This window comes from Sinomicrobium sp. (assembly GCA_029266035.1).
Lineage (GTDB): Bacteria > Bacteroidota > Bacteroidia > Flavobacteriales > Flavobacteriaceae > Sinomicrobium.
The window spans coordinates 43798-57791 of sequence record JAJUFH010000002.1 but is presented as its reverse complement, the minus strand read 5'-3'; the positions used below and the strand labels follow the sequence as shown (position 1 = coordinate 57791).

Sequence of the window (13994 nt, the reverse complement as noted above, 5' to 3'; positions counted from 1 at the left end):
TTGAAAAAAACAGCCTTTACAGAGAAACATTGTCTGGATCATCCTCCTCAGATTCGGGGGATTCAATGAAATTTCCATCGTCGTCAAAATGCCTTATGAAGGGGTCGCTCTTTTCGTCGAAGTCGTCTTTTTCCCATTCGTATTTATGAGGTGTAACAAGATTTTCTTTGATGCTTAGAGCGAGAATCAGTCCGCTTATAAAACCGGATAAGTGACCTTCCCAGGAAACATTATTGTCGATGGGAAATACATACCACAACATACTGCCGTAAACAAAGACTACGAGTAGCGAAAGAGCTACCAATCTGTAGTGTCGAGCGACGATACCTTTGAAGAATATAAAAGAGAACAAGGTATAGATGAGTCCGCTGGCACCTATGTGATAGGCCGGTCTGCCTATAATCCAGGTGAGTATTCCAGAGAGCAGCAGTCCGTATAGCAGTACCCTCAGGCTCTGGTGTCGGTAGAAGTGAAGGAGTATGCCACCTAAAACCAATACGGGAATGGAGTTGTTGTACAAATGTTGTACAGAACCGTGTAGAAGGGGACTGCAGACAATACCTTTTAGACCGGAGAGCTTTCTCGGATATATTCCAAAACTGGTAAAATCGTAGCTAAACCTTATCTGAATCCAGTACACAACCCAGGCTAATACCACAAAAAGAAATGGGTATAGTATTGTAGCGATGGAGAATTGAATGTCTTTATGATCCTGTGTTTTATCCATTAGCGAGCGGTAGTATTATCAAATTAAATATAGTAATTTTACCGTATGAATGAACCGCTTGCAGAAAGAATACGTCCCAAGAGTCTGGAAGAGTACATCAGTCAGTCTCATTTGGTAGGAAAAACCGGATCGCTCACGCGTCAGATTCGGACGGGGATGATTCCATCCCTGATTTTATGGGGGCCACCCGGCACCGGGAAAACTACCTTGGCCAATATAATAGCAAGCGAGAGCGGCAGACCTTTCTATACCCTCAGTGCCATAAATAGCGGTGTTAAGGATGTGCGTGAAGTGATCGAAAAGGCCAAACATGGAAGCGGACTTTTTACGACTAAAAACCCTATACTCTTTATCGATGAGATACATAGGTTTAGCAAATCTCAACAAGACTCTCTGTTGGGAGCGGTAGAAAAAGGATGGGTTACCCTTATAGGAGCCACCACAGAAAATCCCAGTTTTGAAGTCATTCCCGCCTTGTTGTCCAGGTGTCAGGTTTATGTGTTGAATGCTTTTGACAAAAAGGATATGGAAGCCCTGTTGCAACGAGCAATGGAGCGCGATACTGTGCTTTCTGGCATAGAAATAGATCTCAGGGAAACCGAGGCTCTTTTAAGACTTTCGGGGGGTGATGGACGTAAACTGCTGAATATATTTGAATTGGTGATCAATTCTGAAGGTACCGATAAGGTGACGATTACCAACGATATGGTACTTGAAAAAGTACAGAAAAATACGGTGCGTTACGACAAGACCGGAGAGCAACACTACGACATAATTTCGGCCTTTATCAAATCGATAAGAGGGAGTGATCCCAATGGAGCTGTGTATTGGCTTGCGCGAATGATAGAGGGTGGAGAAGACGTGAAATTTATAGCGAGACGAATGATTATTTCGGCTTCTGAAGATATAGGGATAGCCAATCCGACCGCTCTGGTTATCGCCAACAATACTTTTCAAGCGGTAACTACTGTAGGTTATCCAGAGGCCAGGATAATATTGAGTCAGTGCGCAATTTATTTAGCTACTTCTCCCAAGAGCAACACTGCCTATATGGCCGTAAACCGAGCCTTGGAGGCAGTACGGCAAACGGGTGATCTTTCCGTGCCCTTGCACCTGAGAAACGCACCTACTAAGCTGATGAAAGAACTCGGGTATGGCGAAGATTACAAATACGCTCACGATTATGCGGGAAATTTTGTAAATCAGGAATTTTTACCAGACGATTTGAAAGGCACGGTCTTTTATTCACCAGGTCGTAATTCGAGAGAAGAGCAACTACGCGATTTTATTCAGAAACGCTGGGGTGATAAATACAGCGAGTAGAAAAGAAAAACCCATCCTTAAAAGGGATCAAGGATGGGAAAAAATTGCTATGAAAAAGAAAAAAATTAACACTAAGATGTCTTAGCGGTTTTCCAAATATAGTATTTTTTTAAGATATTATTATGAAAGTGTAAAAAAATAATTAAACTTTCATATTTGATACGAGTTCAATCTGTCGACCTTGAGCTCAAGAGAACATGTCTTTTACCTTTTCAAAAAACGATTTATCGCTTTTTTCCGGTTTTGGAGTAAAGTGTTCGTCCTGGAGCATTTGTTCGAAAAATTCTTTTTGTTCCTTGCTGAGTGTTTTAGGAGTCCATACGTTGATATGAACCAGAAGGTCACCGCTTCCGTAGCCGTTGATACTCGGGATACCCTTGCCCCTTAACCTGAGAATCTTTCCAGATTGTATACCGGCTTCCAGTTTGATCCTTACCTTTCCGCCTACTGCATCGATCTCTTTTGAGGTGCCGAGTATTGCTTCGGGAACACTTACATATAGGTCGTAGTGAAGGTTGTCTCCTTCCCTTTTTAAGGTAGGGTGTTCCGATTCGCTGATCACAACCAGCAAATCTCCCGAAATACCGTTGCCCGGAGCTTCATTTCCCTTTCCGGTAACTTTGAGCTGCATACCGTCGGCCACTCCTGCCGGTATTTTTATCGATACTGTTTCTTCGGCTATTTTGAGTCCTTGTGCATCGGCATCAGCTGGCTTGTGGTCTATTATCTGTCCGCTACCACCACAGGCATTACAGGGAGCTGAAGTTTGCATCCGCCCCAGTATGGTATTGGTTACGCGGGTTACTTGTCCTGTACCGTGGCAAGTGGGGCATGTTTTGTATGACACTCCCGGAGCCTGGACTTTACGTCTCACCTTTACCTTTTTCTCCACGCCTTGAGCTATCTCTTCTAAGGTGAGTTTTACATGGATGCGAAGATTGCTGCCTTTTACGCGTCTCTGACTACCAAAACCGCCGCTAAATCCACCAAATCCACCGCCAAAGGCACCTCCGAAAATATCGCCAAACTGACTGAAGATGTCTTCCATATTCATACCGCCACCGCCGCTAAATCCACCATTTCCTTCAAATGCAGAATGGCCGTGCCGGTCGTATCGAGCCTTTTTGTCCGGATCACTGAGTACTTCGTAGGCCTCTGCTGCTTTTTTGAACATTTTTTCTGCATGTGCATCACCCGGATTTTTGTCAGGGTGATACTGTATGGCCTTTTTGCGATAAGCTTTCTTGATCTCCGCTGCCGAAGCGCTTTTTTCTATTCCCAGTATTTCGTAATAATCTTCTTTCATCTAAATTGTTTTTTACCCCTTACGGAGATACCGGTTCTCTTAGTTTCCCACAACTACTTTGGGGTACCGAATGATCTTTTCTCCAAGTTTGTACCCTTTTTCTATCACATCAATAATCTTGCCTTTCATGTCTTCAGACGGAGCAGAAATTTGGGTGATGGCTTCGTGTAGTTCGGCGTCAAAAGTATCTCCTTGATTTACCTCGATTAGTGTAAGCCCTTTGTTTTTAAGGGTTTCTGTAAATTTGCTGTTTATCAGCTCTACACCTTTTAGTAACTCATTTACAATACCCGTCTCTTCTTCTGTCGACTTTTTGATCTCTGCAATGGCCCTGTCAAAATCGTCCAATACCGGAAGCATGGCAGATAAGACATCCTGTCCTGCCGTTTTAAAGAGGTCTATGCGCTCTTTAGCTGTTCGCTTTTTGTAATTTTCAAATTCAGCGAAGAGGCGGAGAAATTTGTCCTTTTCCTTGCTCAGCTCTTCTTTTAGTTGTTCTTCAATGCTAAGTTCTTGTTCTTCAGAGTTTTTGACTTCTGTTGCAACATCTTTGTTTTCTTCTGTATTGTGCTTATTTTTTTTTGCCATGGGTTCTGTCATTTATTCTGACCAAGCATATAGCAAAAGTGTTGCCAAACCTCAAAAGTCGGTTTTTAAACATATTTGGGGTGTTTTAAGCCTCTTTGTCTATGCCAAAATGTCACCGGTCTCCACAGGGATGAAGCGGTGGATTATGCGATAATAGTTTACCTTTGTGCTGGGTTGATAATAAATTGTTTAATATGTGTTTGGGAGTGAAAAGGCAATGTCTGTTTGCCGTGTTAATTATCGCCTTTCTGGGCTGTAAAGGAGATAAAAGATATCACGATGAGTCTACAATTGTGAAAGATTCTACTGATATTTTTTGGGAAATAGCGCAATTCCAAAAGGAGTTGAATAAAGAATTCATGGATCCTGATCGATCCCCGCTAAAAAAGCGCGATCTCAAGAATTTTAAGGAATTGGATTTTTTTCCTGTAGATAGCTTATTTCGTGTAGAGGCCAGGTTAGAGCGTACCCCAGATTCTTCTCCTTTTTTTATGCCTACTACAACAGATAGGGTTTCTGAAGAGTTGAGATACGGAATATTGTATTTTGAGATAGACGGAAAGGAATATAAGCTCAATGTCTACCAAAACCAGGAACTGATTACCCAAGAGGGGTACGAAGATTATCTGTTTCTGCCTTTTTCCGACCCTACAAATGGAGAGGAAACCTATGGGGGTGGTCGGTATATCGATTTGAGAATTCCTAAAGGCGATACGATTGTCTTAGATTTTAACAAGGCTTACAATCCCTATTGCGCATACAACCCCACTTATTCGTGTCCAATAGTACCTGATGAAAATACCCTGTCTATTCCCATTAGGGCAGGGGTAAAAGATTTTCATCCTATGAATTGAGATCTCTTTACAATTGAGCTGCTTACTCTACTATAGGAGGCATATTTATTTCGTGTACCGGTATAAGTATTTCGGTGACCCATTTAGCTGGATTGGGAGTACTGCTGGCATCGGAGGGATAAAATTCCATATATGGACCCGTAGAATCTTGAGCTATTTGTCTTTCCTTGAGGTAAGAGAAAGCACTTTTCCAGGCTTCGGGTAGATTTTTGGTGTCTCCGTTTAAAGTTACTTTCAGTGCCTTAAAAGGTTCTATCTTACCGGTGAGTATATTGCTTTCCGGATCGGTAATAACTCTGGAAGTTGTAAAAACTCCGTTGGAAAATATAACCGCGTTGTTTTCTTCGTCTCTGGAGTGATAATAAGTAAACGGGATTCCCGTATTGCTTATGTTGTTTTCCTTTATATAGGTGTTGATGTCTTTCAGTTGCGTCGCAATTTTTTTACCGCTGTCTGACATTCTGCTCGAAGTTGTGGTATAGAGATAAAAACCACCGCTCTGTTCCGTTATTCCATCTATGCTGATACTGTACTGTTTTAGATTTTCGGTGATAGTGCTGTCTATGAGTTTAAAACTCTTGTACACCTCTGGTTCTATACTGTGTTTCGATGATCTGTAATACAATGCCTTGGCCTTGTCTGTGAAATCCATTTTACCATCAATGGTCAATGAAACTTCCGTATTTTGATCTTGTTCCCGAAATTCCCAAGACAATACGGCTTTTTTTTGTTTTTCAGTACTCAGTTCCTGTTCTATATGAGTGTAGGGAGTCGCTGAAATTGTAGTTAGGTTAAAGGTTTCTTTCCCGCTACTCCAACTGTAATTACCACCTATTCCCATAAAAGGCTCTCCGTAGCTTGGATTGTTGTCGTCAGGAAAAAAAGACCACGCTTTCCAGTTTTTTAGATTGGAAATATAGCTGTATACCAATTGCGGATTGCCGTGAATTAAACGGGAGTGATGGATGCGATATTCTGATGGCTGTGTGGCTATGTAAACCGATAGTCCAACAAAGAGTATTAGGATTAGAAAGAAAAGATATTTGAGAATTTTCATGTAATATTCTTTTTAGGACGATGCTAATTTACGCAATAACGTAAAATTTTGCACAAAAGAACCCTAATTGCTTTCCAAATTTAGGAAAAACACCCTTTCTGCGATCTCTGTCAGAATAAAAAAAACGCCGTCTAAATCGCTTCCCTATAGTTTTTTATATTAAAACTCGGGGAATAACCTCTATTTTTCTCTTCGATATGAAATCGAAAAGGCTTCTTCGCTTTTTTCTCCGTTTTGTTGATACTGAAAACCAGTAACAATACATTCAGGAGAATAAGCGAAAACAGCACACTTACGAATGTAATCATTGCTTTTTTATTTTAAAACCACAGCGCTAAGGTAGGTCTTTTTTTAATAAAAGACAATGAAGCGATGTTAAAAAGGAGATTTGAGTCTCTCGATCAAAGGAGGATGTGTCTGTATTTTGGAAGTAATACAGCTTAGAATGCTCAGTGTTTAACCCATGATTTTAGCAGTAAAAGGATTGCGAGAAACAGTATAAATGCTATTAGAATTTTACTGCTTCCTCTGTATTGTTTTAGGTGTAATTTTTTGTCTTTTTTATAGCTGATAAACATAACACTTACAAAAGCGATGAGAAAAAAAAGAGCAAATATGAGTTGTCCTGTTGTGAACATATCTTTATTTTTAGCAAAAATAATCATTTTATCCGCAGCAATGGGAAGATATCTCATGCGTTGCGAGAGAAAAAGCCTTTTGGGGGAGAAGTTTCTCCGAATGGAATAGTGTTGAATACAAACTAAAATTTAATATTGCGATGAAGAGAAAACTCGAGGCGGTAGGCGAATTTCACAAGGCATTCGGATTAGGTATATCCGATACACCTTTGGCAAACTTGGGGTCAGATAAAAACAAACTGCGCTTTAATCTGATGGCAGAGGAAAATGAAGAGTACCTAGAGGCTGCAGAAAACGACGATTTGGTAGAGGTGGCCGATGCGCTTGGTGATATGCTCTATATTTTGTGTGGTACTATATTGGAGCACGGTATGCAGCACAAGATAGAAGAAGTTTTTGAGGAGATACAGCGCAGCAATATGAGTAAACTCGGAGCAGACGGTAAGCCGATTTACAGAGAGGATGGAAAGGTGATGAAGGGACCGGATTATTTTAAACCGAATATAGCGGCAATACTCAACGAGGAGTAAACAGTAGATTTAGGACAGGTTTTAGCTTGAAAAAAACAAGGGGTTATTGAGGTGTTAGCAATGTGCTATGTAACTCAATAACCCCTTTGTAAAATATATTGCCTACTTGATAATAGATCAATCAATTTTATAACGCCATCCGTAAGGATCCTCAGCCTTGTTGTACTGAATGTCTACAATAGCTTTTTTGATCAGGGAAGCGTATGAATTGTCTACAGAGGGCAGTTCAAACCTTTCGTCTTTATATCCAAAACCTACGATAGGATTGATGACTGCGGCCGTACCACTTCCGAAAATTTCTTTTAAACTTCCGTCTTTGGCGGCGACTATGATTTCGTCAACTCTAACGGGTCTTACTTCTACGTTTATCCCTTTAGACTCTGCAACGGTGATTACGCTTTTTCGGGTTACACCATCCAGTATTCTATCGCTGGTAGGAGCGGTATATAGACTGTCTCCAATACGAAAAAATACGTTCATGGTTCCCGCTTCTTCCAAGAATTCGTGAGCATTGGCATCGGTCCATATCACTTGTTGAAAGCCTTCCTTATTGGCCAGGGAGGTAGGGTAGAATTGCGCGCCGTAGTTGGCTGCAGCCTTGGCTGAACCTATACCTCCTGAAGCTGCACGGCTGTAGTGATCTGCAATTTTTACACGAACCTCACCACCGTAGTACGACTGTGCAGGCGAACAGATGATGATAAATTTGTACTGGTTAGACGGAGAAGCCATGACCCCAGATTCGGTAGCTATCACAAAAGGCCGGATGTACAGAGAATTTCCGTCACCCCCCTTAATCCACTGTTCGTCCAGCTTTAAGAGTGTTTCGAGTCCGTCGAAAAAGTAGTTTTCCGGAAAAACAGGCATAGCCATGCGTTCGCAAGACTTGTTAATTCTTATAAAATTATCTTTAGGACGGAATAGCCAGATTTGGTCTTGCTCGTCTCTATAGGCCTTCATGCCTTCAAACACCGCTTGTCCGTAGTGAAATACACGTGCAGAAGGATCAAGTGCTAGAGGTTGATAAGGTTTTATTTCGGGTGTTTGCCATTCACCATCCTTAAAATCACAGACAAACATATGGTCGGTAAACACACTTCCAAAAGTGAGCTTGTTAAAATCTACCTGCTCTATTCTAGAAGCAGCCACCTTTTCCACCTTTATCGGAGTAACTTTTTCTGTATTCATATTTCAAAAAAATTTATCAGCTAAATTAATCATTTTAATAAGTATATCGGAATAAAAATATTGTAAAATTTATTTATTTTGTAGTGCTGTACAGCCCTGTATGTACTTTGGTTTGGAAGTTATAACAAAGAAGAGATATATCGCGAGGCACAGCATTTTTAGAAGAAATAACCATTGAAGAGAAAGATCATTACTACGGCCGACGGTTCTACCACCATCCAACTCGAAGAGTGGAACGAGCAGTACCACTCTGTACACGGTGCTGTTCGCGAAGCAAAACACGTATTTATTGATCAGGGGTTGGACTGTTTTAAATCGGACTATCTGTCTGTGCTCGAAATAGGCTTCGGAACAGGTCTTAACGCTTTTATTAGCCTGTTGGAAGGGGAAGAGCGAAACACAGAGATACACTATACCGGGGTTGAAGCATATCCCGTATCTGCCGAAGAGGTAGCACAACTAAACTACGTACAGGCTCTGGGAGCTGAAAAACAACGAGATTTATACAGACGATTACACGAGAGTCCTTGGGAAACCCCTCAGAAAATTACAGATAAATTTACATTGCTAAAGCGAAAGCAATCTTTTGCTGATATAGAAGATAAAGAGTGTTTCGATCTCGTTTATTTCGATGCATTCGGTCCGAGGGTGCAACCTGAATTGTGGACGGAAGAGATTTTTCAAAAAATGTATGAAGCCCTGAAAGCCGGAGGGGTGCTGGTTACCTATTCGGCCAAAGGGAGTGTGAGAAGAGCTATGCAATCCGTCGGTTTTACCGTAGAGCGCCTGCCAGGACCTCCCGGAAAAAGAGAGATGCTCAGGGCATCCAAATCCTGATACCGATATTTTGCTGTGGTATACATTGGCGTTTTTTACAGTGCATCCCTTTTCGTATCTTTGGGAGAAACTGTAATTCGATTAAGCCATGGAAGGACAAGCGTATCAAAGTAATCCAGTTCTAGACAAGCTACCGGCACACCTGAAACAGTTTATCAAGCCGCAGCACTATGAAGACTATTCTCCTATAGATCAAGCGGTATGGCGCTATGTGATGTGCAAAAACGTAGATTATTTGAGTAAGGTAGCTCATGGTTCTTATCTAGAAGGACTCAGAAAAACCGGAATATCCATAGAGCGTATTCCGGATATGTATGGAATGAACCGCATTCTCAAAGAAATAGGTTGGGCGGCGGTAGCGGTAGACGGCTTTATTCCTCCTTCTGCTTTTATGGAATTTCAGGCGTACAATGTGCTGGTTATCGCTTCCGATATTCGACAGTTGAAACATATAGAATACACTCCTGCACCCGATATAATACACGAAGGAGCTGGGCATGCACCTATCATTGCCAATCCGGAGTACGCCGAATATCTGAGGCGATTTGGAGAGATTGGAAGTAAAGCAATTTCCAGTGCTCACGACTACGAGATGTACGAAGCCATACGACATCTTTCTATTATTAAAGAGGCTCCCAATACTACAGAAAAAGAAATAGAAGAAGCTGAAAAGCGCGTCGATATGCTACAGCGCGATATGGGAGAGCCTAGTGAAATGGCCTTGATTAGAAATCTGCATTGGTGGACGGTAGAGTACGGATTGATAGGAGACCTAGACAAACCTCAGATTTACGGTGCCGGTCTGCTCTCTTCCATAGGAGAAAGTGCCTGGTGTATGACGGAGGAGGTGACAAAAATACCCTATACCCTAGCGGCCGCCTACCAGGATTTTGATATTACCAAACCGCAGCCACAGCTGTACGTTACCCCCGATTTTGCGCATCTGAGCTCCGTGTTAGAAGAATTTGCAAATACTATGGCGGTGCGAAAGGGGGGCTTGCAGGGAGTGCACAAATTGATAGGCTCGAGAGCACTGGGTACAGTAGAGCTAAGTACCGGATTGCAGATTTCAGGAGTGTTTACTGAAGTGCTGGAAGACGAAGGAAAACCGGTTTACATACAAACCCGTGGAAAAACTGCACTGTCCTATCGCGAAAAAGAGTTGGTAGGACACGGTACCGCCAGCCACGCAGATGGCTATGGAAGTCCAGTAGGCAAGTTAAAGGGAATAAATCTCGCTATAGAAGATATGAGTCCTAGAGATCTCAAAGCCTATGATATCTACGAAGGAGAACGGGTAACACTTCTCTTTGAAGGAGGAATAGAAGTGAGTGGAAATATCATTACCGGTACGCGAAACCTGCAGGGGAAAATCATTCTCGTCAGCTTTGAAAACTGTGCCGTACGTCAGGGAGAAAGACTGTTGTTTCGTCCCGAATGGGGAGTTTACGATATGGCGGTGGGAAAAGAGGTGGTCTCTGCATTTGCCGGTCCGGCCGATACTTCGAGCTTCGACCTGATAAGTCATGTGCCTTCCGAAAAAACACAGCCCAAAGAGAAGAGTAAAGCAGTAAAAAACCTTGAGAATTTGTATAAAAAGGTCAGGGAAATCAGGGAAGGGAAAAGTGAAGCTGACAAACTATACGACATATTCGAGCAACTGAAGAAGTCACATTCCGAAGACTGGTTGTTGCCAGTAGAATTGTGCGAACTCGCAGTAGGTAGAAACGATGAGAGTTTGCTGCTCAATATCAAAGCACATCTACATCAAATAAAATCAAATCAACCACAGGTCGAACGCCTGATAGACGACGGCTTGTCGCTTATCGAACTCCAGGCTTCGATAACAGAAGACAACCGGTAGTTTAGATACGAAAACGGGAATTGTTCTGATGTTTCTTGATTGCTTTTCTAGATAACAAAAGAGCGATGCCAAGCGAGATAAATGCCCCTGTCCAGGTCCCGGGAATAAAGCTGATAAACAGGAAGAAATCGTATGCCCCGTGGAATAATGCTGCTAGTAGTAATCCACATAAATTCAGAGCGGTTCTGTTTTTTGAAAATTTGGCCTTTCCCATAAAATACCCCATCAGTATACCAAAACAAGCATGTGCAGGTACTGCAGTAAACGCGCGCAGCAGAGCCGTTTGGTGTCCGCTGCTCATTACGTACAACAGATTTTCTGTGGCGGCAAAACCCATAGAGACCATCACCGCATAGACAATGCCGTCGAAAGTTTCGTTAAAGTCCCTCTTGGGCTGTATGTAATACCTCACGATGAGGTATTTGCTAAATTCTTCGGTAAGCCCTACCACTACAAAAGCTTTCAAAAACATCTGGATCACGCTGTTGTTGTCGGGTAGGGGGAGTAGGAAGTCGAATATTCGCGAGAGTAGTAAGGTGATGATTACACTGGCTATGGCTCCTAGTAAAAAACATCGTAGAAGTAAGCCGATAGGCTCTTTTTCATATTTGTCCTTTATATAGATGTACAGGACAATGGCCACGATGGGAGCAAGGGCTGCGAGTATGAGATCCATGTGGGCAAATTAATAAAATTTGTGACATATCCGACAGATTTTAAAATAGAAAGTGACAATATAAGCAGGTCAGACATGGTGTATAAAGTCACAAAATTGCCCGTAGTATTTCCGCAAATGCAAAATGCTGTAAAAAATCTCCCCATTCTATTAGGATATCTCCAATTATCTCTTACATTTGCATCACAAACCTATAAATCTATCGATTAAATAGACTAATAGATATGCAGAGCTTTAGAACAGAAATTGAAAATCCGGTTGTAGCAAAAGATATTATAGCCCTCGAGCGTAAAATACGCGAATTCAGAGAAGGGAAAGTAGACGATGAGCACTTTCGAAGTCTTCGTTTAGCGAGAGGTATTTACGGGCAAAGACAGCCCGGAGTACAGATGGTGCGGATAAAACTTCCCTATGGAAAAGTGACCAGCGAGCAGCTGCACCGTATTTCTGATGTGTCTGATAAGTATTCGAGAGGGCGGCTGCATATCACTACCCGCCAGGATATACAGATACATTATGTAAGCTTAGACAGAACACCTGAGTTGTGGTCTGAATTGGAAAAAGACAATGTCACTATCCGCGAGGCTTGTGGAAATACCGTGCGTAATGTTACGGCTAGTGAAACGGCGGGGATTGACCCCGCAGAGCCTTTTGATGTCACCCCTTATGCCGATGCAACCTATAGGTATATGCTCAGAAATCCTATAGGGCAGGAAATGGGACGAAAATTCAAAATATCTTTTTCTTCTTCCGATGCCGATACCGCCTTGAGCTATATGCACGATCTCGGTTTTATCCCCAAAATAAAAGATGGAAAACACGGGTTTAAAGTCTTGTTGGGTGGAGGATTAGGCTCTCAACCAAGGCATGCCGATTTGATCTACGAATTTCTCGAAGCCGATCGAGTTATCCCCCTTATCGAAGGAGTGGTAAGGGTTTTTGATCGCTATGGAGAGCGTTCGAGAAGGATGAAAGCCAGGATGAAATTCCTTATAAAAGATATAGGCTTAGACGCGTTTATCCGTTTGGTTAAAGAAGAAGAGAAAGCAGTGCCTTTTGAGACCTACACGATAAAAACCGAAGGATTTGACAGTTTTCCGATAGCACTTGCCAATTTGGAAAAAATCGAGATTCCAAAAGTAGAGATCGATGATGTGGCGGCGTATGAACACTGGAAGAAAAACAGTGTTTTTCCACAAAAACAAGAAGGGTTTGTAGCTGTTGGAATAAAAGTAGTTATAGGAGATTTTTATACCAATCAGGCTAGAATATTAGCCGATTTGGTTAGAAAATATGCCGGTAATGAATTGCGTTTTTCACTTCGGCAAAACATATTGCTACGTCACGTTCGCGAAGACTTACTTCCCTTCTTCTACAAGGAGCTCAGCGCACTCGGATTTACTCAAATAGGATATGAAAGTACTGCCGATGTTACCGCTTGTCCTGGTACAGATACTTGTAATTTGGGAATAGCGAACAGTACAGGTATAGCACAGGTTTTAGAGGATGTGCTCCGAGAAGAGTATCCCGAATATCTCGACAACAAAGAAATGGCTATCAAGATAAGTGGTTGTATGAATGCCTGTGGACAGCATATGATGTCTCATATCGGTTTTCAAGGAATGTCTATCCGTTCGGGTAAATTGGTAGCTCCCGCACTTCAGGTGTTGTTGGGAGGAGGAGCTCTCGGCGATGGTAAAGGAAGGTTTGCCGATAAGGTGATTAAAATTCCAAGTAAGCGTGGACCACAGGCGTTGCGTACTGTACTGGACGATTTTAAGGCTAATTCTCAGGCGGAGGAGAATTTTTTAAACTATTACGATCGTCAGGGGAAAACCTATTTTTACGATATTTTAAAAGAGCTCTCGGATACAGACAATCTCTCCGAAGATGATTTTAAAGACTGGGGGCATACTGAAGACTACAGACAGGAAGTAGGTGTGGGAGAATGTGCAGGAGTGGTGATCGATCTCGTAGCTACCTTGCTCTATGAAAGTGAAGAAAAGATAAAATCGGCGCAAAGTGCTCTGGAAGGTAAAGAATGGTCAAACAGTATTTACTATTCGTATACCTCGATTGTAAATACTGCAAAGGCATTGCTTATTTCTGAGGGTAAGAAAACCAATACCCACGTGGGGATTGTCGATCAGTTTCAGGAGGTTTTTGTAGCGACAGCTAAAGTGGAACTACGCAACGGAATCAACTTTACAGATTTTATCTATCAGATTAAGGAAAATGAGCCCACTGCCGATTTTGCAGAGAAATATCTAAAGGACGCTACCGCTTTTGTAAATCAGGTGAAGTCGTATCGAGAAAGAGATTTGGTGGCGAATTAAGCCTTTGTTTATAAACTGTTCAGTGAGCCCGGTTTGAATATTTTATTTGGGGCAGCTGAGTGATAAGGAG

At 42.1% G+C, this 13994-nt stretch carries 13 protein-coding genes; 6 read left to right on the top strand and 7 right to left on the bottom strand.

All coding sequences use genetic code 11. The annotated features are described in order from the left end of the window. Window positions 1-16: 16 nt before the first annotated feature. A complete protein-coding gene (locus ACYZZR_RS02055) occupies window positions 17-727 on the bottom strand; it encodes a rhomboid family intramembrane serine protease (protein ID WP_461532328.1) in 711 nt (236 codons plus the stop codon). 45 nt (window positions 728-772) lie between these two features. Between ACYZZR_RS02055 and ACYZZR_RS02050 the strand changes: the two genes are divergently transcribed. After that, window positions 773-2050 carry a replication-associated recombination protein A gene (locus ACYZZR_RS02050; protein WP_461532327.1) on the top strand — a complete coding sequence of 426 codons (1278 nt, stop codon included), beginning with the start codon at window positions 773-775 and terminating at the stop codon, window positions 2048-2050. Window positions 2051-2237: 187 nt separating this feature from the next. On the opposite strand, the gene dnaJ is transcribed toward ACYZZR_RS02050, so the two are convergent. Then, window positions 2238-3356, bottom strand: a complete 1119-nt coding sequence (dnaJ, locus tag ACYZZR_RS02045; protein WP_461532326.1) for a molecular chaperone DnaJ — start codon at window positions 3354-3356, stop codon at window positions 2238-2240. A gap of 39 nt (window positions 3357-3395) precedes the next feature. Next, window positions 3396-3944, bottom strand: coding sequence for a nucleotide exchange factor GrpE (locus ACYZZR_RS02040; RefSeq protein ID WP_461532325.1), 549 nt, complete (start codon window positions 3942-3944; stop codon window positions 3396-3398). A gap of 206 nt (window positions 3945-4150) precedes the next feature. Between ACYZZR_RS02040 and ACYZZR_RS02035 the strand changes: the two genes are divergently transcribed. Beyond that, window positions 4151-4798, top strand: coding sequence for a DUF1684 domain-containing protein (locus ACYZZR_RS02035; RefSeq protein WP_461532324.1), 648 nt, complete (start codon window positions 4151-4153; stop codon window positions 4796-4798). Between the two features lie 22 nt (window positions 4799-4820). Here the strand turns inward: ACYZZR_RS02035 and ACYZZR_RS02030 are convergent, their stop codons facing one another. Both ACYZZR_RS02030 and ACYZZR_RS02025 read right to left on the bottom strand, forming a co-directional pair. Then, the gene (locus tag ACYZZR_RS02030) at window positions 4821-5855 is read right to left on the bottom strand and encodes a GyrI-like domain-containing protein (protein WP_461532323.1); all 1035 of its coding nucleotides are present in this window, start codon (window positions 5853-5855) and stop codon (window positions 4821-4823) included. Between the two features lie 449 nt (window positions 5856-6304). After that, a complete protein-coding gene (locus tag ACYZZR_RS02025; protein ID WP_461532322.1) occupies window positions 6305-6493 on the bottom strand; it encodes a hypothetical protein in 189 nt (62 codons plus the stop codon). Window positions 6494-6633: 140 nt separating this feature from the next. Between ACYZZR_RS02025 and ACYZZR_RS02020 the strand changes: the two genes are divergently transcribed. Continuing rightward, on the top strand, window positions 6634-7023 hold the full coding sequence (locus ACYZZR_RS02020; protein ID WP_461532321.1) for a pyrophosphohydrolase domain-containing protein: 390 nt from the start codon (window positions 6634-6636) through the stop codon (window positions 7021-7023). Between the two features lie 117 nt (window positions 7024-7140). On the opposite strand, the gene ACYZZR_RS02015 is transcribed toward ACYZZR_RS02020, so the two are convergent. Then, window positions 7141-8211 carry a branched-chain amino acid aminotransferase gene (locus ACYZZR_RS02015; protein ID WP_461532320.1) on the bottom strand — a complete coding sequence of 357 codons (1071 nt, stop codon included), beginning with the start codon at window positions 8209-8211 and terminating at the stop codon, window positions 7141-7143. A gap of 174 nt (window positions 8212-8385) precedes the next feature. Between ACYZZR_RS02015 and mnmC2 the strand changes: the two genes are divergently transcribed. Beyond that, window positions 8386-9048 (top strand): tRNA (5-methylaminomethyl-2-thiouridine)(34)-methyltransferase MnmC2, encoded by a 663-nt coding sequence (mnmC2, locus tag ACYZZR_RS02010; protein ID WP_461532319.1) that lies wholly within the window; start codon window positions 8386-8388, stop codon window positions 9046-9048. 88 nt (window positions 9049-9136) lie between these two features. Then, the gene (locus tag ACYZZR_RS02005) at window positions 9137-10912 is read left to right on the top strand and encodes an aromatic amino acid hydroxylase (protein ID WP_461532318.1); all 1776 of its coding nucleotides are present in this window, start codon (window positions 9137-9139) and stop codon (window positions 10910-10912) included. 1 nt (window position 10913) lies between these two features. On the opposite strand, the gene ACYZZR_RS02000 is transcribed toward ACYZZR_RS02005, so the two are convergent. Next, window positions 10914-11588 carry a PrsW family intramembrane metalloprotease gene (locus ACYZZR_RS02000; RefSeq protein WP_461532317.1) on the bottom strand — a complete coding sequence of 225 codons (675 nt, stop codon included), beginning with the start codon at window positions 11586-11588 and terminating at the stop codon, window positions 10914-10916. A 224-nt stretch (window positions 11589-11812) separates the two neighbouring features. Between ACYZZR_RS02000 and ACYZZR_RS01995 the strand changes: the two genes are divergently transcribed. Next, a complete protein-coding gene (locus tag ACYZZR_RS01995; RefSeq protein WP_461532316.1) occupies window positions 11813-13924 on the top strand; it encodes a HEPN domain-containing protein in 2112 nt (703 codons plus the stop codon). Window positions 13925-13994 lie beyond the last annotated feature (70 nt).